Here is a 17,923-nt window from a genome sequence, read left to right as displayed (position 1 = left end):
ATTCTGCATGAAGAAGTCACGATTTTCCGACAGCCAGATCCTGTCGATCCTGAAACAAGCCGAGAACGGCGTACCGGTTCCGGAGCTGTGTCGTGAGCACGGCATGAGCAGTGCGTCGTTTTACAAATGGCGGGCCAAATTCGGTGGTATGGATGCGTCCATGATGGCCCGCTTGAAAGAGCTGGAGGATGAAAACCGCCGGCTTAAGAAGATGTATGCCGAAGAACGTTTGAAGGCTGACATCCTCAAGGAAGCCATCGAAAAAAAGTGGTGAAGCCGTCTCGTCGCCGTGAGATGGCGCAGAAAGCCGTCAATGAGAAGCGCATCAGCATTCGTCTGGCGTGCTGGATGTTCAGCATCAGTGAGACCTGCTACCGCTACCAGCCTAAACTCAGCAGCGAGAACGCTGAGATCGCGGACTGGCTGGTTCGGCTGACCCACAATCAGCGGAACTGGGGCTTTGGTCTGTGCTTCTTGCATCTGCGCAATGTGAAAGGCTTTACCTGGAACCACAAACGGGTCTATCGGATTTACCGGGAGCTGGAACTGAATCTACGCATCAAGCCCAAGAAGCGTCTGGTTCGTGAAAAGCCGGAACCATTGGCTGTGCCGGAAATGATCAACGACAGTTGGTCGATGGACTTCATGCACGACCAGCTCAACGACGGACGCAGTTACCGGCTGTTGAACGTGATCGATGACTTTAACCGCGAGGGGCTTGGCATCGAAGTGGACTTCTCGCTTCCGGCAGAGCGGGTGATCCGATCACTGGATCAGATCATTGAATGGCGGGGTAAACCGCGCTCTATCCGTTGTGACAACGGACCTGAGTACATCAGCGGCAAGCTGTCAGCCTGGGCCGAAAAACGAGAGATCAAGCTGGCGTTTATCCAGCCTGGTAAACCCCAGCAGAATGCTTATATAGAACGCTACAACCGAACGGTCCGTTACGATTGGCTGGCACAGTATCTGTTCCACAGCACCGAAGAAGTCCAGGATTATGCCACTCGCTGGCTCTGGCACTACAATCACGAACGACCCAATATGGGACTCGGAGGGATTACTCCTCAACAGAAGTTGGCCATGATGGCCTGAGGTCTACTTTTGAACCCCGCTAAAAATGGGGGGATTACCACCGGGGCCGTGATTGCCGGCATGGGCCAGGGTATTTCGTTCCGGGCCGGCATGGGCGCCATTGCCTCAGCCAGCCCGACGACGGAGAAGGCCGCCGTAACGTCCGCCTTCTTTGTTGTGGCCTATATCGCGATCTCGGTGCCGGTGATCGGCCTGGGCGTGATGGCAACCGTGACCAGCCTGACGACAACCGGGATCAGTTTCGCCGCTGTTATGGGGTCACTGGCGGCGCTGGCATTGGTACTGCTGATTCGACGGGAACGGGCAGAGGCGTGATAAGGCCAGAGAAAAGGCGCGTAATACTGCGACTGGTTATGAGTTGGCTCTGCAACCACCCACCTTCAAGACCCGCTTGGTTGACGCCGGATATTTACCAAGCAGTGACGCAGGGCGAATCGGACGGGGTGAGAAATTACCACCACAGTTGGGGCATTGGTTACCCAAAACACCCGAGGCGCACGATTGGCAGAACGTGCATTCGAATGTGCAGATGACTGCCTCACTGGAGTCCGGTGGCAAATCCTTGTCGCAGCACTCGCAATTGGGTCTTAATTCGAGCATAGAATTCTCCGTACTTCTTCATTTGTACTATTTCTAGACGCTCACATTTCTCGCCCTGTGGTGCAGAACACGCTGGCCTCGGTCACGACAAGCTGGGCCAAAATAAGCCGTTTGTCTGACTTATCCAAAGGCACCCAATTTTCCTCTGGTAGCGACAGCGATTCAGGATCAAGGGTTTCCGGATCACCAGCGATCTGGGCGCGACGATCAGCCTGTGTCTTGATGCAGTTGTACACCTTTTCACTGATGTTCGTCGCTTCTTTCATTCCCACCAAAAAATGGTTCAGCTCGGCGCTGGTAAGCTTGCCGTCTGCATCAAAAGGTGGGTCAGTGAACAGTTGATCACATGCACTGGTGAATAGTGCGATAGACGTTAACAAGAAAGCACGCCCAAATCTCAGACCTTTTTCCATGCATCTAGGTCCCATGCAATGGTGTTGAAACCATAAATTGGCTGCTAATCCAGTCTACTGCTCTATCGCCAAGTAAGCCTTCCTTAGCAAACGTTTTCCAGGCAGATTCCATGCTGCCAATAATGACTAAATCTGCAGCTAAGAAGATTAGCGCTTTTGTTTAGCTGCGGCCATGTAGCGCAGCTAAATGGGTGTCCGGTGGAGGATAGAAGGCCCGAAACAAACTACTATCACTTGTTACGCGTTACTCCTCGTCGCCCGACGGAAACCGCTCATAAGCCTTTAACGTGCCGAGGTGGGGCACCCAGGTTTGGCGCTCGGCCGTTTGGACCTGGACCCCGGGTGGTAGCGAGTTCGGGTTATCGAGAGTGGCGGTCTGCACGTCAATAAGACCTGGCAGAACATCGGCATTTCGGTAGAACAGCCCTGTGCCACACTCTGGACAGAACGAACGCATAGCAGCGCCGGATGAATTGATTGTCTTCGGCACACCCGCGATGACCTTGACCGATGATTCAGGAAACATAGCCCATGCAACGAGTGGTGCCCCAGCACTGCGTTGACAATCCCTGCAATGACAAACAGCCACTAAATTTGGACTGCCTGTAATGTCGTATTTAATCGATCCACACAAGCATTGACCAGTTTGTTTCATTGTCATTTCCTCGCGAGATGAACAGTGATGTTCTTCTTGTGCAGTGACGCATAACGCCAGCAATAAACGGCGCCCTGACAAGGCCGTAACGAATTTAATTGCCTTGTTATGAGTGCAGCCAACGTTGCACCCTCACTTTATCCTGACCAACGACCCGCTCGATTAATTCCGCCAAAAAATCCATGTTCTCGTAATGCTCGAGCCTTGTGCCCTGAAGCTCCGAACCTTTCAAGATAATGGAGTCGACTCGGGACCGCCTCTTGTTCAGCACGAGCTTATCAACTTTGCGGAGGTCGATCTCCGTCTTGTAAGCACTGCCTCGGCTTACGAGATTTTCGCCAATGATCTCCAGATGGTGATCTTTAGCATTATTGAGAAATCGCCTCGCTCCAAGCCAGTTAAGACCTGAACAGAAAACTACTAATAGGGCTACTATTGATACTCCCGCAACTAGTGATGCCCCGCTTGCGAAACATAAAAGACCTCCGATCAGAGCAATTAATGCAGCACTAACGAAAGGGCCTCGTCGCCGTTTTCGCAAATACTTTTCTGAAACATTGAACTTCATACGCTACTCATAATCGGGATAGGGAGGCACCTCACGATGCCCCTCCTCCCACATCACCGGGCATACGGATCACGTACCACGGCGATTCAGTGACTTGATTCAACCCGTTACCGCACTGCCAGTTCCGGCAGTCCATAGCTCCGGAACAACCGGGCCGGTAAGGCTTCCCGCAGGGCCGGCGAATGACTCAGCCGCCACGGGCCGTGGGCTGATTTCGCGGTGTTCCAGGCCAATCTGACCGGGACACCCCGCTTTCTCAGCTCACGATACCCCCTTCGGCCCCATTGCTTCCACACGTAACTTCTCATTCTCCGCCGTATCCACTTGTCCAGGTCCCGCAGCGGGCTCAGTACTTCGGCTGCGTCGAAGTACGCTTTCCAACCAAGCAGGGTCTCTTTCAGATCTGCGATCACCCGGGCCAGTGAGTGGCCCCGTGTTCGGCGGCTCAGTAGCCGGATCTGGGTTTTCAGCTTGGTGATGGCTTTGTCAGCCACTTTCAATCGCTGCCCTTTCCGGCTGAGGGTGAAGCCCAGGAAGCTGCGCTTCCAGGGCCGGTCTACCGCGCTCTTTCGTGTATTCACTGTGAGCCTCAGCGAGTCCTCGATAAAGCGCGTCAGACTCACCATCACCCGCTCGCCTGCGCGGTGACTGCCCACGTAGATCTGGCAGTCATCCGCGTAGCGGGCGAAGCGCAGGTTGCGCCGGTCCAGCTCCCAATCCAGTTCATCCAGCATCACATTCGCCAACACCGGGGACAGTGGCCCGCCTTGTGGTACGCCCTCGGGTGTTGGTGTTTTGCGGCTGTCGATCTGTACACCTGCCTTCAGGTACCGGTTGATCAACCTGAGCATCGGCCTGTCCGGCGTGTGCCGTTTCAGACGTGCCATCAGGCGATCATGGTTTACCCGGTCAAAGAAGGCTTCCAGGTCCAGATCCACCACCCAGTTGCGACCTTCCCGGGCGCAGCGCTGTCCGTATCGGACCGCTTGATGCGCAGAGCGTCCCGGACGGAAGCCGTAGCTGTGTGGGTGGAAGCGCGGTTCCCAGTCCTGCTGGATAACCTGAGCGATTGCTTGCTGGATAAAGCGATCCAGCACCGTTGGAATGCCCAGAGGGCGGGAACCGCCGTTGGCTTTGGGGATGGTAACCCGCCGGACCGGTTTTGGTCGGTAGGTCTGCTGGAGCAGTTGCTGCCGGATCTCGGGCCAGTGTTGGCGCAGATAATCCGGCAACTCATCCACGGTCATGCCGTCGATGCCCGGCGCTCCCTTGTTACGTCGAACCTGTTTCAGGGCGCGATTGAGGTTGTCCCTGCTCAACACACGCGCCATCCACGGTGAGGGTTGAACGGAGTGCGAGCCTTCCCGGTTTCCGGCAACGGGTTCATCCCCTGGAGACTCCAGGGGCAGCGCTAGCTGCTTTGCGGATGCCATCCCGTTTCCCTGCACGGACTCTCGACTCCTGTCTCTGTTCGGGCCTTCGGTTCACGGGCGAACCTACTATGCCCTCTGCTGATTTCTGCCACGCGATCAGAGACGATCGCTCGTCTCTCAGTGGGTCCGTCCACACGTGGCAGACCTCCCGGGGTAAGGCACAGAGCTTTCACGACGTGAACGCCCGATTTATAAAGTACACCCCAGTCGCAGAAGGAGGGCTTCGCGGTCACGTGCCCGCTCGCCCCGGATGTACCACACCTCGTATCGGGTTCCTGTTCGTCGTCCCGCCGCTTTGGATTGGGCTTCCTTCAGACCCCACCTCGCGATGACGCCCTTGCCCTTCTCCTAGCCTTCGGCTCTGCGAACACCTGGCAGGAGGACTTTCACCTCCCTAGTTCTGTGCCATGCCCGGCACACACGCCGTTGTTCAGCGGTGCCCTTGTAGCGCAGCGAAAAGGGCATCCGGTGGAGGGCCGTCAGGCCCGGAACGAACTGGAACACTTGGTTAGATTTATTGGATCCTACCGCCTGAAACATGGGCCGCGAAACCTTCCCTCGCTTCCTGTGTTATGCCGGATAGATCTTTGGCCGGGACTCGCTCAACTTCAATCCCCATGGCCTCAGCGACTTTGACCAGATCATCCGCGTGGTACTCAGTCGCTATGAACAATTTTTGGGGTCTTGAGCCAGATTGGCCTTCAGCGTCGGCCAACAATTTCCGTGACAGGAATTCCGGCAAACCAGACATGCTTACCTGAACAAGCTCCATGCCAAAGATCATCCCCGTTGCCACCTCCATGATGGCCATAGCGTTGAAATCTCCATCGGCCTCCGTCATCACCGGTGCTTCGTTCAATTGGAAAAGCAGCCAGGCTTCATTGTGGGCATAATCAGACGGCTCAATTGGCAACGTACTCTCCTGATTCTTTTAAATCTAACGCGAAGCTTAGCGGCGCCCTTGTAATGGAGGCGAAGCCGCAATGGAAAAGACGTCGCCGTGCCTGCGATTGTTAGGCTTAGATGCCACAGTTAGCCAGTGCCTGTTTGATATCTTCGCCTAATGCATATTCTCCAGTAGTTGTTGCGACTGAATTCACTCCAAATCCGATAATACGCATTTTGAGCACTTTGCCTACTTGAAGTTGGTCGACAATCTTCTCCGCTTTTTCACCCGCTGTGGCCGTGTACGGGCTTGACATTTTTTGGACATTTTCCATAGTCGCAGCCATAGATTTCTCCATCGCCTCAGCGTCAACACCTTCAATGCCTTTCATGTAAGACATATCTATCTCGTGGGAGCTTGAGGAAAAGCGCAAAGGGGTTTCAGATTGCGATATCGAGATAAAGTTATTCCCATCAATCCGTATCTGAACATCGCCAACAGGTACTTCGTAATCGTTGTGCACCCCAAAAACAACACCATCAGGACCATTCTCAATGAAGGGATAATAATGTATACCGCCTAACCCCTTGACCATTCCCTTACCAAAATCAGTTCCGTAAACTACTCTGCACGTTTTTTGATCGGTAAATTCATCTTGATAGTTTCTTGCCGACCAGTTCGTCGATGCACAAGCACTTAAAAGGACAATGAAGAGTGATAGCACCACCTGTTTCATTACGAACTCCATTTTTCTATAAGCCTAACGCTGAAGCTCACCGGTGACTTTGAAGTAGCGAAGCGGAGACAAAGGCATCCGAGTGACGCGCCTGGCTAGCTGCTCTCGAGCATGTACGCACGGAGTTGCCTTTCCTCCCGCATTACATAAAGGACAAAAACCCGCTTATCATTCTCACGATAAAAAATGCGACACGGTGGAACAACTACTTCCCTGTATACCGAATTAGGAAGCTCTGGAGGAGTCCGCCCGGATTGCGGAAAATCTTCCAAGCGATCGGTTTTATCAAAAACCTCTTCTACCAGACGGCTTGCAGCGGCAGGATTATCCAGAGCAATGTACTCTGCGATTGCGCTTAATTCTTGAAGGGCCGGCTCAGTCCAGATTACTTCAGCCATTTACTCATTTTCTCTCTGGCCTCACTTTGGCTGTACGTTCTTCCCTCAAGTACAGCACGCTCCCCCCGTGACAGCCCCTCAAGCAGCTCAAGTCGGCGCTGCATGAACTCGTAATCCTGCACATCAACAAGGTATGCAGATGGCTGACCATGCTCCGTGATCAGTATCGGCTCTTTAGACACGTGCAAATCTGCCAGAATCTTTGTCGCTTGGCGCTTGAGATTCGTAACCAGCTCAACTTTCATGGGCTCACCCTGAATCAGACTAATAGTGACACTATAGTATCACTATTCAGATGGGGCAATCCCAGCTAACGCATAGGTAACCGGCGCCGGAGCGCCAGCGGAGGGAACCAAAAGCGGTACGCTTTTGGCGTCCGGTTGACCGACTGGTTATGGCTGCTCATTCCGCCTCACGATACCGATGACCAACTTGCCGCAACCTAGCGCCAACAAAAGCATCGATAGAATCTGCACTACGCTGATGGCTATAAAGTACCACTGGTATTTGTCTTGGGCTTCTTTTTTGGCTGAAGAGAACTTTTTCAGGAAGTCATCATTTTTCATAAGACTCGAAAGCTGCTCTTTCGACATAAATTCCCAGGTTTCGAGATTCCAAGGCTCCTGACCAAGCACGCTCACGCGAATCTCTTTCTCCAACCTTTCCTGAAGAACGCTTCGACCTGTTTCCAATACAGATTCGACCAAGTTCACGAGAAAGAAAAAGACGAAAATGGTAAAACAAACTTTAAGCTTCACTCGACTTCCCTGTGGGCATAACGCCAATAATAAGCGGCGACCCGACAGGGGCGTCCGGTGGACGGCCGTCAGGCCGGGAACGAACTTGATTGACTGGTTAAAAGGTGCACCGCTTACGGGGTTCCTCGCAGTCGCTCTGTTACAACCACCGCATCGGCCTGATTTTCTTTGAAAAAATATCCTGAAAACGCGTATGCATCCTGCCAGTTTGGATGAGCCAACTCGAACTCTTTGAGTTTTCCCACAAGAATACTGACGGCTTCTTCTGACGACGTTGATTCCTGAATAAGCCTGTCCAAAATCATGGCTTGGAGGCTCACTTTCAGCGCTTCCAAAAATTTGGAATATGATTCCTGCCCCTTATCACGGCCAAATAATGTCTTCTTGCCGGTATTTTTTGTGACTGCGGCCATGGCCATAACCAATTTGGTTAGTGCATTGTAGGTATGGGGCGAGAAATGACGTAACTGTCGCTCAAACAGTTGATTACCAGCCATAGAACAACCTCCTTGTGTACTTTTAACGCTGAGGTAACCGGTGCAGGAGCGCCAGCGGAGGGAACCAAAAGCGGTACGCTTTTGGCGTCCGGTTGACCGCCTTGTTAATGGCCGTTCACCACCGTGGTTGAGCCTGACACCCAGGCCGCATGCCCTCTCCCGGACAGCTTGCACCAACTCGACGGATGGCGAAAGGAACCAGAACGCAAAAGCCGCCGACCCGATTACCATTTAAGACGGACGGCCCCACGACTGGGGCACGTCATGAATACCGACACTGCTGGGCATTGTGGCAACCAAACCAGACAGCGAATTTTCCGGCCTTGGCGATCACCAGAGTGAGCGGGCTTACAACCAATCCCGGTGCCAAGGCCTTTGCACCCCACTTGCTAAAAACTCACGAATGCCGGGCCAATAACGCTGAGCACAGCAGCGACCTTGGAATGGCGACGAAGACGCCATGGAAAGGGCGTCCGGCGGCCATAGGCCGCGTACTGCTGCGACTTGTTAAAGGTTTTTGAGGGCTGTTTTTGCCCTGTATGCTTGCACAAACTGAAAGAGGCCCAACCCAATCAAAAACACGACCGGTGAGCTCAGGTTGTCCATATCGATCTGTACAAAGCCAGCAGTCGCGACACAAAATAGCCCGCCTAGAACGTACTCGCAGGGAGAATAGCTGTAATTAAACCTCAATGACTTTCCGAAAAGGTCGGTCTCAAAATCGACCGGAACCTTCAATTCTTCCGCTTTTTTGAGAGCGAAACGGTTCACTTTGCCACGAAAAAATGACCAATAGACAATTTCTTCACCCGGTAACGCAATCACTCGAAAACCCTTGCCTGCTCCGGTTGCCACTTTAGTTAAGCGTAGGCCCGTAACTTCTGAAAGATCGCCAATTCTTATTGTTCCATCTAGGAATTGCTTCCGTGCCATCATTCCTTGCCTGCCTTTAACAGCTCATTATATGAACGCGCTCGTCTATCACCCGTTCGCAAAACTCCATTCAAACACGCTCAAGAAAAAAACTAGCTTCTTCAGTAAAAACAATCTCTTGAGCACCAATCACCACGGCTACCGCCGGAGTTATACGCCCTATTTTGAGCCACTCCCGCTCCCACCGTGGGCGTATAACTCAACCCATCCTTTTCCATCTTTCCAACCCTATCAGATAGTTACCAACATTTCTCTTGGGGCATCCGGAGTTATACAAACGCGTTCGTATAACTCCAGCGCCCGGCGCCTCGGCACTACCCTCCCACTCACATACCTGAGATACTCATCTATACCCACCAAACAGGATGTACCGGTCGTTTCCATTCGCCGGACGGTGGGCAAGGTTGCTCCCCTCTCGACAGGCGGAGCACAGGGAAACAACACGACAGGAGGTCACTCCCATGAAACGCATCGCTGTCTGCTTTGATGGCACCTGGAATCGCCCGGAGGAAATCCTGGGTGAGGACTTTCCCACCAACGTACTGCAATTTGCCCGCGCCATCCGACCAACCGACGGTAACGGGGTGGAGCAGGTGGTGTTTTACGATTGGGGCATTGGCTCCTACCACGATTCCCTCCGAGCTGGCGCCACCGGGTACGGGCTGGAGAAGAACGTGATGGACGGCTACCGGTTTCTGGTGCACAACTACGAGCCCGGCGACGAGATTTTCCTGTTCGGGTTTAGCCGCGGCGCCTACACAGCCCGCAGCCTGTGCGGGATGATCAATAACTGCAGCATTCTGCGAAAAGAACACGGCAGCCGGATTGAGGAGGCCTTCAAGCTCTATAAAACCAAGAAGCACAAGGCCAACGGCGACCATTCCATGGCCTGGAAGGCGAAATATTCGCTGGAACAGCGCACGCCCATCCGGTTTGTCGGGGTGTGGGATACCGTGGGTGCCCTGGGCCTGCCCTTTACTTTTTTCGGACTGATCAAGGATCGGGACCTGTTCTACGATTGTAAGATCGGCAGCAACATTCGCGTCGCCCGCCACGCGCTTTCGCTGGACGAGCAGCGGGAGGATTTCGAACCCACGCTCTGGGACCCGCGAGACGGTACCGATCTGGCTCAGGTGTGGTTTGCCGGGGTGCACTCGGACGTCGGCGGAGGTTATGAGCCAGACAAACAGGGTCGCACCCTGGCGGATATCCCCCTGCTGTGGTTGAAAGAGGAGGCGCAAAATCACGCCCTGGTGTTCAACGATTCCCTGCCCGCCGAAACCCACGCCAATGCCGATCAGCACAATGAGTACAAGGGCAAGTACAAGCTGCTGGGCAAGCTGGTACGCGAGATACCGGCGCCCGAGACCAACCGCACCTGGGTGCATCCCAGCGTGAAAGAGCGCTATGCCGGCGGCTACCGCAGCGAACCGATCGAGCAGTACCACAAGTTCCACGGCCAATGGCCACCGCGCTGGCCGGGATAAGCCCGCGCGTTATCGGCCTGGTTTTTGATAGACTCCGCAGCCACAGAGTGCCGTTCGGTCTTGCCGGGCGGTTGTTCACCAATGGGGGCTGTAAGTTGTGAAGAGCTGGATTTTTCTGGGCGTTGCCATCGTAGCGGAAGTGATAGCCACCACCGGCCTGAAAGCCAGTGAAGGGTTCACCAGACTGTGGCCCAGCCTGCTGGTGATTGCCGGCTATACAATTGCCTTTTACTTCCTCTCGCTGACCCTGAAGGAAATTCCCGTGGGCGTGGCCTATGCCATCTGGGCGGGGATGGGCGTTGTGCTGGTGGCACTGATCGGCTGGCTGATTTACGGGCAGGCTCTGGATGCCGCCACTGTGATTGGTATGGCGCTGATCATCACCGGTGTTGCAGTGATCAATCTGTTTTCCAAGTCAGTCGCTCACTAACCTGACGGTAAAACCGGAGCCCCCATGCATCTCCCTTTCTGGCTGACGACTACCCTGCTCTTTCCGGTACTGCTCTACCAGGGCAAGCAGGCGCGCCGCACAACACCAAGGTTGCCGGAGGCCGGGGGATCTCCTTGCGGCCAATATGGCGAAGGCACTCCCGCCAAGCGGGTCCTGGTGATTGGCGAATCCACCGCGGCCGGCGTGGGTGTTGAAACCCACGACCAGGGCCTGGCCAGCCACTTGGCAAGAGAGATTCACGAGCGCACGGGCCAGACCATTGCCTGGCATACCTTCGGGGTCAACGGCATCCGGCTTGGGGCGTTGATTCACAAGCTGGAAACCGCCGAGTTGCCAGAGGCGGACGTGGTGCTGCTGAGCATGGGGGTGAACGACACCACGGGCTTCACGCCCCGCTTTCGTTTCCGCCGGCAGTTGCGGGCATTGCGCCAATTGCTGGCGCCACGGTATTCAGGGCCTATTCTGCTTTTGAGCGTGCCGCCGATGCATCTTTTTACGGCGCTGCCCTCGCCGCTCCGGCACGTGATGGGATGGCGGGCCCGGCAGCTGGATAACCTCTATATCCGGCTGGCACGCCAGATTCCTGAGGACTTCCGTTACGTGAACTACCCGGTGGTTACCGATCCCGAGCTTCTGGCCAGGGATGGCTATCACCCCGGCCAGAAGGGCTACCGCTATATTGCCGAGGCACTGGCAGACAGGGTCAGCCCCACCAATCGGTCAGGCTAACCCTTCCTTCCCGCCTCAGGGCGCCAGCTTGCGCTTCAGCGCCTTGGAAACCGACAGCGGCAGGCTGGGCAGTGAGCGCAGCATCCACGGTAGTATCCGGCGTTTTACCCCGCTCAGGGATTCCGGGATCACGGCTTCAATAAGGTGGGGGCCCGGCATTCTCTGGGCGTATTCCAGGGCTTTTGCCATTTCCTCAGCGGTGTGTACCCGCACGCCGTGAACGCCCATACCGTTAGCCATTTCCGCAAAGTTGATCACCGGGCCCCGCAGGTCCAGCTGGGATTTGGCTTTCTCTCCGGCCTCTTCGGCGCCGACCCGCTCAAGCTCGATGTTGAGCACGGAGTAAGAGGCGTTGTTGAAGATGATGGAGGTGACGTTCAGTTGCTCCCGAGCCATGGTCCACAGGGCCTGAATGGTGTACATGGCGGTGCCATCGCCAATCAGGGCGATAACCGGCCGGTCCTGGCAGGCTACGGCAGCACCCACTGCATTGGGCAGGCCCTGGCCGATGGCGCCACCGGTGAGGGTGATCATGTCGTGGCGGGGCGCGCCGGCGGTCATCACTGAGAGCATCAGGCTGGAGGTGATGCCCTCGTCGACGATGATGGCGTTCTCGGGCATCAACTCGCCTACCGCTTTGCAGACTTTCTCGGCGGTCAGCTTGCCCCGTGGCCGGCCCGGTCGCTTCTCTGGCTGGAGCTTCGGCTGCGCCTGGCTGGCACCAACGGCGTCATTGAGTTTGTTGAGGCTGGCCAGAATATCCTGGTCCGGGGCGGCCAGGGTATGTACCTGGCAGGTATCCGGCACCAGGTAGCTCTTCTTGCCGGGATAGGCGAAGAAGGAAACCGGCGCCTTCGAATCCACCAGAATCAGTTGCTCTATATCGGTCAGCTGCACCGTGGCGAGCTCCGCCAGGTAGGCGATTCGTTCGATGTAAGGCAGGCCGGCACCCCGCTCCATGCGGGTGGGGAAGGTCTCCGCCAGCAGGGTAACGCCGCTGTGGGCGGCCAGTTTGGCGGCCGCCAGGATGCTGGGCTCTCGCAGGGAATGGCCACCCATCAACAGGGCGGTTTTCTTGCCTGAGCGGATGGCCTTGGCAATGGCCTCTACCGTGGCATCGTCTGCCGGCTCCGGTGTTGGCGGTGCCATGGGCGCGCTGGGCACACCGCCCTCACCCCAGGACACATCGGCCGGCAGTATCAATGTGGCGACCTGCCCGGGCGCTGTGCGGGCAGCGGCAATGGCTTCGGCGGCATCCTGGCAGAGGGTTTCCGTGCTCTTGGCGGTGCGCACAAACCCCGGGGATACGTTGCGCGCTACGGTCTCGATATCCGACTGCAACTGGGCATCGTATTTCACGTGGTAGGTGGCGTGGTCGCCCACAATGTTCAGCACCGGCACCTTGCCCTTGCGGGCGTTGTGCAGGTTGGCCAGGCCGTTGCCCAGCCCGCAGCCCAGGTGCAACAGGGTGGCGGCAGGTTTGTCGGCCATGCGGGCATAGCCGTCGGCGGCGCCGGTGGCGACCCCTTCGAACAGGGCAAGCACCGCCCGCATTTTGGGCTCGTCATCCAGAGCGGCCACAAAATGCATCTCGCTGGTGCCGGGGTTGCTGAAGCAGACCTCAACGCCGGCATCCACCAGGGTTTTCATCAGGGCTTGAGCGCCGTTTGTCATTGTTGTTCTCCAAGCTTTCCGGGTTCGGGGTTTTGGTTATGTGTTTTGCCCACAGGATTCAGCCTCCGGCCACGATGGCCCGCACCGCCGCCCGGGCTGTCATGATGCATCCCGGCAGGAAGGTACCTTCCAGGGAGCGCTTGCCGTTGGCACCACCGCCACCAAAGCCTGCAGCCTCGCCCACACAGTAGAGACCTTCAACGGGTGCGCCCTGGGCGGTGAGGACGCGGCTCTGCAGATCAGTTTGCAGGCCACCCAGGCTCTTGCGGGTAATCAGCTGCATTCGGATGGCGATAAAGGGGCCGGCGCCGGATTTCTGCAACGGGGCCGGCTTGCAGGTGCGCAGGCGATCCGGCTTCCATTCCCGGGCATGCTGGATCATCCGGATCTGGGGGTCGTCGTGGAGGCTGGTGCCTGCCGCGAAGTTGGCATCAAAGGCATCCGCGGTAGCCTTGAGTGTTGCCGGGTTGATGTCGTTGGAGCAGGTCAGCGCGTTCATCTTGCCGGCCAGATCCGTCAGGCTGTCGGCCACCAGGAAGGCCCGGCTTTCATGCCGCATCTGCCGAATCAGGGCGTGGTTGCCCAGCAACAGCTCTTTCACAAACTGGGGGAACTGTTTATCCCGGATGCGGGCATTATGCTCGGCGCCCGAGATGGCAAATTCCTTGGCGGCGATGCGCCAGTTAAGCAGGTGCCAGGTCCAGGGCTTTTCCTGCTCGGCCACGCGCTGGCACAGCCAGTGGGTATCGAAGCCGGTCACCAGGGGTTCCGGGCCAATCCGTTCGCCCCGATGGTTCAACCACAGGGCGGATTTACAGGGAATGGTGGACAGGCCGTGGCCCGGAAAGTGGGGGTACGGATGCGGAAAACCGGCCGCGTAATTCCACATTTCGCCAGCGTGGGTAATCCGGCCTCCGAGGGTGTCGGCCACCCAGTGATGCATGCGGCCATCGGCATAGGGGTGGGCCCCATTCAACATGCGGGTGGGCTGCGGGCGATCCACCGGCCAGTTGGCGCGGCATTCCTTGTGGCTGCCGTTGATGCCGCCAGTGGCCAGAACCACGGCCGACGCCGCGAAGCGGACTTCCTCACCGGTGGCTTCGTTGATGGCCAGGGCGCCGCTGACCTTTCCCGCTTCGTGGTCCAGTTCGGTAATGCGATGCTGGTGCAGCAGCGTGAGCTTGCCGCTGGTGTTCTCCCGGTGCAGCGCGGTCATCAGGCAGCGGACCAGTTCCCGGGCGGTGCCCCACACCACATGGTAACGGGGCAAACGATTACCATCGCCGAAACGGCCGCGCTCAACCCAGTTCACGGCGGGCAGGAACTTGATGCCTTCGTTGCTGAGCCAGTCGTAGACCTCGGAGCGTGAATGCTCCACGTAGTAACGGGCCCATTGCAGGGGCAATTCATCGTCGGGGGCCAGCTCGCCAAAGCTGAGCCAGTCTTCCAGGGCAATCTCCGGTGTGTCGGCAATTTTCATGCGCTTCTGCAGCGGCGTACCCACCAGCATCATGCCACCAAAGGCCCAAAGCGCCAGGCCACCCATCCGTTCTTCGGTGTCCCGGTCTGCCAGGGTTACGGACTTGCCGGCGCGCAATCCTTCCAGAGCGGCGACAATACCGGCCAGCCCGCCGCCGACCACCAGAATGTCTGAGGAAATCACCTTGGCCATATCGCATCCGACCCGATCGCAATGAGTTGTCAGCTTTAAAGATATACCGGTACCATGGCTTTAAAATTGACTTCAGAGGCCAACAAAATTGACGTTAGAGGCCACGGTTTCCATTGGATGGGTTAACACCGTCATCGGTGCTGCCGAGAGACTGTCTTTAAACGCCAACCAACTGCTGGCAGAAGCCGGCATTCCGGAAGCCGCCTGCGAACTGGAGCGCTGGCCGATCGACGATATTACCCGACTCTGGCACGCCGCCGAACGCTGCACCGGCGACCCGGGCTTTGGTTTGAAGGTGGGAGCGGAGTTCTCCCCGATGAGCATCAGTGGCGTGGGTTTTGCGCTGCAATCTGCCGCAACCCTGCGGGAGGCCATTGTGATGGTGCAGCGTTTCCAGCGGCTGATCTCCGATGGCGGGCGGTTCCAGATTGTTGCCGGCAACACAGCCACCTGGCTGGTTTACCATCCCAGGCAGGGCCGGCTGGCCTTCAGCCCGCACCAGATCGAAGCGGTGCTGGCGTCGGTGGTGGGGTTCGGAAGCTGGGTTACCGGCACCCGGATGCAACCATCCCGGGTGCAGTTCAGCCAGCCCCGGTTGGGGCCGTTGGCCGGTTACCAGACCGTATTCAATTGCCCGGTGGAGTTCGAGCAGGCGTTCAGCGGTGTTCAGATCGACAACGCCGTTCTGGACCAGCCCCTGCCCCAGGCGGACCCCCAGCTTGCCCAGGTGCACGAGCGCTACACCAATGCCCGCCTTGCCGCCCTCTCCATCAACAGTGCCTCAGTGCCAGAAATACGAAGATGGCTCACTGCCCGGATAGGCCCGGTTCTGCCCCGCCGGGCAGACGCAGCCGAAGCCCTGGGCATCAGCGAACGCAGCCTGGCCCGGCGGCTCCGGGAACAGGGCCAGACCTTTGACGGGCTGGTCGACGACGTGCGCCGTGAAAAAGCCCTGCAGGCGGTCGTTGATTTCAGCGCTTCCCTACCTGAAATCGCCGAAGCGCTCGGGTTTGCCGAGGTAAGCACGTTTTACAGGGCATTCCGGCGTTGGACGGGCATGCCACCGGTGCGGTGGCGCAAGCAGGAAAACCTGACTTCGTAATTCTTCTTCGGCCGGCGCAAATGGTCACTAAGGTGTCACGTCACTGACACTGCATTGTCACCTCTCAGGATTAGCGTTGCATTGTAAGTCGCAATCAAGCGAGCTTATTCATTGCAAAAGGTGATCCAATGACGCCTGCTTCATACCCCGACATGATGCTTCGCATTGAGGACATGGGGGTGACTTACCCCGGCAATGTCCTTGCTCTACGGCCAACCACCGTTGATTTCAACAAGGGCGAATTTACGGTCCTGCTCGGCCTTTCCGGTGCGGGCAAATCCACGCTTCTGAGGTCACTCAACCACCTGGTGCAGCCAACGGCTGGCAAGGTCGTTTCGGCGGAATTTGGTGACCTTGATAACCGCAGAACCGTTCGGCTGCACCGAAGCCGCACTGCCATGGTGTTCCAGCACCATCAGTTAATTGAGCGCCACACTGCACTCCAGAACGTACTGACGGGCAGGCTTGCCTATCACAGCACCTGGCGCAGCCTGTTACCAATGCCCAGGCGCGATCTTGAACTTGCCCTTCACTGCCTTGAACGCGTTGGACTTGCCGACAAAGCCCTGGCCAGGATTGACCAGCTGTCTGGAGGCCAGCAACAACGAGTTGGCATCGCGCGCGCACTTGCACAACAGCCCTCAATGATCCTCGCGGATGAACCCGTTGCCAGTCTGGATCCGGCGACGTCGGAAAAGGTACTGGGGTTACTGCGCGATATCTGCCAGGAAGACGGTATTACCGCTGTTATTTCACTGCATCAGCTGGAATACGCCCAACGCTTTGCAGACCGAATCATCGGCCTGGCGAATGCCAGGATTGTGTTCGATGCACCACCTGCAGACTTGAAGCAACACCACCTGAATGAGATCTACCACGGAAACTACGAAACCAAACCCCGAACCGTCCCGGTTCCCGCCACCAAACCCGTTAACCCCCAACCGAAGAAACTGGAGATAGCCCGATGAAAGCGTTAATGAACCTCTTGATAGCACTCTGCCTGGTGACAGGATTGAATTCGCAGGCACTCGCAGCGGATCCAGACCCTGATCTTCTGAAAGTTGCTCTCCTGCCCGATGAAAACGCCTCTGAACTGATCAAACGCAATCAACCACTAAAAGACTATCTGGAAAGCACGCTTGGCAAGGAAGTTGAGCTGATCGTGACTACCGATTATTCATCAATGATTGAAGCCATGCGCTTCGGACGTATCGACCTGGCCTACTTCGGCCCTCTGTCCTACGTGATGGCCAAGAGCAAGAGCGACATCGAACCCTTTGCAGCCATGATTGTGGACGGCAAGCCAACGTACCGCTCCATCATCATTGCCAACGCAGACGCCGGGGTTGAATCCTATGCTGACATCAAGGGCAAGAAGATGGCCTACGGTGATCGGGCCTCTACATCGAGCCACCTGATTCCCAAAACTGTCCTGATGGAATCTGCGGGCCTGGAAGCCGGCCGTGACTATGAGGCACATTTCGTAGGGTCCCACGACTCTGTGGCAGTGAATGTGGCAAATGGCAACGCAGAAGCCGGCGGCCTGTCCGAGGTAATTTTCCAGCATGTGATGGATCGTGGCCTGATTGACCGCAATAACGTGAAGGTTCTCGGATATAGCGGCGAATTCCCCCAGTATCCCTGGGCCATGCGCTCAAATCTCGCCCCGGAGCTGAAAGAAAAGGTTCGAAATGCCTTCATCAGCATCGACGACAAGGAAATCCTGAGCAACCTCAAGGCTGAAGGCTTTGCTGCTATCTCCGATTCGGATTACGACGTAATCCGGCGCATGGGCAGCCTCCTGAACCTCGACTTTGCCAAGATGTGAGGAAATCC

The 17,923-nt window shown here is 56.7% G+C and carries 21 protein-coding genes; 8 read left to right on the top strand and 13 right to left on the bottom strand.

Going from position 1 to position 17,923, the window contains the following annotated elements; translation table 11 throughout:
• Positions 1-7: 7 nt before the first annotated feature.
• Positions 8-1,095 (top strand): IS3 family transposase gene (locus tag ACGK9W_RS02145; RefSeq protein ID WP_405418926.1). Its coding sequence is split into 2 segments (ribosomal slippage): positions 8-269 and positions 269-1,095, totalling 1,089 coding nucleotides; the frame shifts between segments, so codons are not numbered across the junction.
• 9 nt (positions 1,096-1,104) lie between these two features.
• Entirely contained in the window at positions 1,105-1,410 is a 306-nt protein-coding gene (locus ACGK9W_RS02140) for a hypothetical protein (RefSeq protein ID WP_288944859.1), read from the top strand.
• 36 nt (positions 1,411-1,446) lie between these two features.
• Here the strand turns inward: ACGK9W_RS02140 and ACGK9W_RS02135 are convergent, their stop codons facing one another.
• From ACGK9W_RS02135 to ACGK9W_RS02085, 11 genes are all read right to left on the bottom strand, one after another.
• A complete protein-coding gene (locus ACGK9W_RS02135) occupies positions 1,447-1,695 on the bottom strand; it encodes a DUF1272 domain-containing protein (protein WP_288944860.1) in 249 nt (82 codons plus the stop codon).
• A 41-nt stretch (positions 1,696-1,736) separates the two neighbouring features.
• Positions 1,737-2,108, bottom strand: coding sequence for a hypothetical protein (locus tag ACGK9W_RS02130; RefSeq protein ID WP_288944861.1), 372 nt, complete (start codon positions 2,106-2,108; stop codon positions 1,737-1,739).
• A gap of 244 nt (positions 2,109-2,352) precedes the next feature.
• The gene (locus tag ACGK9W_RS02125) at positions 2,353-2,634 is read right to left on the bottom strand and encodes a GFA family protein (protein WP_405418924.1); all 282 of its coding nucleotides are present in this window, start codon (positions 2,632-2,634) and stop codon (positions 2,353-2,355) included.
• Positions 2,635-3,438: 804 nt separating this feature from the next.
• Positions 3,439-4,764, bottom strand: coding sequence for a group II intron reverse transcriptase/maturase (gene ltrA / locus ACGK9W_RS02120; RefSeq protein WP_405418922.1), 1,326 nt, complete (start codon positions 4,762-4,764; stop codon positions 3,439-3,441).
• 514 nt (positions 4,765-5,278) lie between these two features.
• Positions 5,279-5,677 (bottom strand): DUF6930 domain-containing protein, encoded by a 399-nt coding sequence (locus ACGK9W_RS02115; RefSeq protein WP_008170669.1) that lies wholly within the window; start codon positions 5,675-5,677, stop codon positions 5,279-5,281.
• A 106-nt stretch (positions 5,678-5,783) separates the two neighbouring features.
• A complete protein-coding gene (locus ACGK9W_RS02110; RefSeq protein WP_232903312.1) occupies positions 5,784-6,386 on the bottom strand; it encodes a hypothetical protein in 603 nt (200 codons plus the stop codon).
• 95 nt (positions 6,387-6,481) lie between these two features.
• Complete coding sequence (locus ACGK9W_RS02105; protein ID WP_288944582.1) at positions 6,482-6,784, bottom strand: type II toxin-antitoxin system RelE/ParE family toxin; 303 nt, start codon at positions 6,782-6,784, stop codon at positions 6,482-6,484.
• Positions 6,772-7,029, bottom strand: a complete 258-nt coding sequence (locus ACGK9W_RS02100) for a type II toxin-antitoxin system Phd/YefM family antitoxin (protein ID WP_076725764.1) — start codon at positions 7,027-7,029, stop codon at positions 6,772-6,774. Before ACGK9W_RS02100 ends, ACGK9W_RS02105 begins: the two co-directional genes overlap by 13 nt.
• Positions 7,030-7,176: 147 nt before the next feature.
• Entirely contained in the window at positions 7,177-7,542 is a 366-nt protein-coding gene (locus tag ACGK9W_RS02095) for a hypothetical protein (RefSeq protein ID WP_405418919.1), read from the bottom strand.
• 113 nt (positions 7,543-7,655) lie between these two features.
• Positions 7,656-8,039: a hypothetical protein gene (locus tag ACGK9W_RS02090; RefSeq protein ID WP_008170671.1), complete on the bottom strand. Its 384-nt coding sequence runs from the start codon at positions 8,037-8,039 to the stop codon at positions 7,656-7,658.
• Between the two features lie 507 nt (positions 8,040-8,546).
• Positions 8,547-8,975, bottom strand: a complete 429-nt coding sequence (locus ACGK9W_RS02085; RefSeq protein WP_273071359.1) for a hypothetical protein — start codon at positions 8,973-8,975, stop codon at positions 8,547-8,549.
• A gap of 458 nt (positions 8,976-9,433) precedes the next feature.
• Between ACGK9W_RS02085 and ACGK9W_RS02080 the strand changes: the two genes are divergently transcribed.
• The 3 genes from ACGK9W_RS02080 to ACGK9W_RS02070 all read left to right on the top strand — a co-directional run bounded on the left by ACGK9W_RS02080 (position 9,434) and on the right by ACGK9W_RS02070 (position 11,639).
• Complete coding sequence (locus ACGK9W_RS02080) at positions 9,434-10,459, top strand: DUF2235 domain-containing protein (protein ID WP_405418917.1); 1,026 nt, start codon at positions 9,434-9,436, stop codon at positions 10,457-10,459.
• 97 nt (positions 10,460-10,556) lie between these two features.
• Complete coding sequence (locus ACGK9W_RS02075) at positions 10,557-10,889, top strand: SMR family transporter (RefSeq protein ID WP_014576437.1); 333 nt, start codon at positions 10,557-10,559, stop codon at positions 10,887-10,889.
• A gap of 24 nt (positions 10,890-10,913) precedes the next feature.
• Positions 10,914-11,639 (top strand): SGNH/GDSL hydrolase family protein, encoded by a 726-nt coding sequence (locus tag ACGK9W_RS02070; RefSeq protein ID WP_405418914.1) that lies wholly within the window; start codon positions 10,914-10,916, stop codon positions 11,637-11,639.
• Between the two features lie 15 nt (positions 11,640-11,654).
• Here the strand turns inward: ACGK9W_RS02070 and ACGK9W_RS02065 are convergent, their stop codons facing one another.
• Together ACGK9W_RS02065 and ACGK9W_RS02060 are read right to left on the bottom strand one after the other, a co-directional pair.
• Positions 11,655-13,313 (bottom strand): acetolactate synthase large subunit, encoded by a 1,659-nt coding sequence (locus ACGK9W_RS02065; protein ID WP_405418913.1) that lies wholly within the window; start codon positions 13,311-13,313, stop codon positions 11,655-11,657.
• Positions 13,314-13,371: 58 nt separating this feature from the next.
• Complete coding sequence (locus ACGK9W_RS02060; RefSeq protein WP_405418911.1) at positions 13,372-14,985, bottom strand: FAD-dependent oxidoreductase; 1,614 nt, start codon at positions 14,983-14,985, stop codon at positions 13,372-13,374.
• An 88-nt stretch (positions 14,986-15,073) separates the two neighbouring features.
• On the opposite strand from ACGK9W_RS02060, the gene ACGK9W_RS02055 reads away from it, so the two are divergent.
• The 3 genes from ACGK9W_RS02055 to phnD all read left to right on the top strand — a co-directional run bounded on the left by ACGK9W_RS02055 (position 15,074) and on the right by phnD (position 17,915).
• Positions 15,074-16,087, top strand: a complete 1,014-nt coding sequence (locus ACGK9W_RS02055) for an AraC family transcriptional regulator (protein WP_092030138.1) — start codon at positions 15,074-15,076, stop codon at positions 16,085-16,087.
• Positions 16,088-16,215: 128 nt separating this feature from the next.
• Positions 16,216-17,055, top strand: coding sequence for a phosphonate ABC transporter ATP-binding protein (gene phnC, locus ACGK9W_RS02050; protein ID WP_008175863.1), 840 nt, complete (start codon positions 16,216-16,218; stop codon positions 17,053-17,055).
• Positions 17,052-17,915 (top strand): phosphate/phosphite/phosphonate ABC transporter substrate-binding protein, encoded by an 864-nt coding sequence (gene phnD / locus ACGK9W_RS02045; RefSeq protein ID WP_008175864.1) that lies wholly within the window; start codon positions 17,052-17,054, stop codon positions 17,913-17,915. Before phnC ends, phnD begins: the two co-directional genes overlap by 4 nt.
• Positions 17,916-17,923: the final 8 nt, after the last annotated feature.

It is taken from the genome of Marinobacter flavimaris (assembly GCF_045057155.1).
In the GTDB taxonomy this organism is placed as follows: domain Bacteria; phylum Pseudomonadota; class Gammaproteobacteria; order Pseudomonadales; family Oleiphilaceae; genus Marinobacter; species Marinobacter manganoxydans.
Note: the sequence above shows the minus strand (reverse complement) of the source record. Positions and strands in the feature narration are given on the sequence as shown.

Bases quoted from the DNA above. Each gene is read 5' to 3' on its own strand.
- ACGK9W_RS02135 (WP_288944860.1), bottom strand. From the start codon at position 1,695: ATGCTCGAATTAAGACCCAATTGCGAGTGCTGCGACAAGGATTTGCCA.
- ACGK9W_RS02060 (WP_405418911.1), bottom strand. From the start codon at position 14,985: ATGGCCAAGGTGATTTCCTCAGACATTCTGGTGGTCGGCGGCGGGCTG.
- ACGK9W_RS02065 (WP_405418913.1), bottom strand. From the start codon at position 13,313: ATGACAAACGGCGCTCAAGCCCTGATGAAAACCCTGGTGGATGCCGGC.
- ACGK9W_RS02070 (WP_405418914.1), top strand. From the start codon at position 10,914: ATGCATCTCCCTTTCTGGCTGACGACTACCCTGCTCTTTCCGGTACTG.
- ACGK9W_RS02085 (WP_273071359.1), bottom strand. From the start codon at position 8,975: ATGATGGCACGGAAGCAATTCCTAGATGGAACAATAAGAATTGGCGAT.
- ACGK9W_RS02090 (WP_008170671.1), bottom strand. From the start codon at position 8,039: ATGGCTGGTAATCAACTGTTTGAGCGACAGTTACGTCATTTCTCGCCC.
- ACGK9W_RS02080 (WP_405418917.1), top strand. From the start codon at position 9,434: ATGAAACGCATCGCTGTCTGCTTTGATGGCACCTGGAATCGCCCGGAG.
- ACGK9W_RS02100 (WP_076725764.1), bottom strand. From the start codon at position 7,029: ATGAAAGTTGAGCTGGTTACGAATCTCAAGCGCCAAGCGACAAAGATT.
- phnD (WP_008175864.1), top strand. From the start codon at position 17,052: ATGAAAGCGTTAATGAACCTCTTGATAGCACTCTGCCTGGTGACAGGA.
- ACGK9W_RS02105 (WP_288944582.1), bottom strand. From the start codon at position 6,784: ATGGCTGAAGTAATCTGGACTGAGCCGGCCCTTCAAGAATTAAGCGCA.
- ACGK9W_RS02130 (WP_288944861.1), bottom strand. From the start codon at position 2,108: ATGGAAAAAGGTCTGAGATTTGGGCGTGCTTTCTTGTTAACGTCTATC.
- phnC (WP_008175863.1), top strand. From the start codon at position 16,216: ATGACGCCTGCTTCATACCCCGACATGATGCTTCGCATTGAGGACATG.
- ltrA (WP_405418922.1), bottom strand. From the start codon at position 4,764: ATGGCATCCGCAAAGCAGCTAGCGCTGCCCCTGGAGTCTCCAGGGGAT.
- ACGK9W_RS02125 (WP_405418924.1), bottom strand. From the start codon at position 2,634: ATGTTTCCTGAATCATCGGTCAAGGTCATCGCGGGTGTGCCGAAGACA.
- ACGK9W_RS02110 (WP_232903312.1), bottom strand. From the start codon at position 6,386: ATGAAACAGGTGGTGCTATCACTCTTCATTGTCCTTTTAAGTGCTTGT.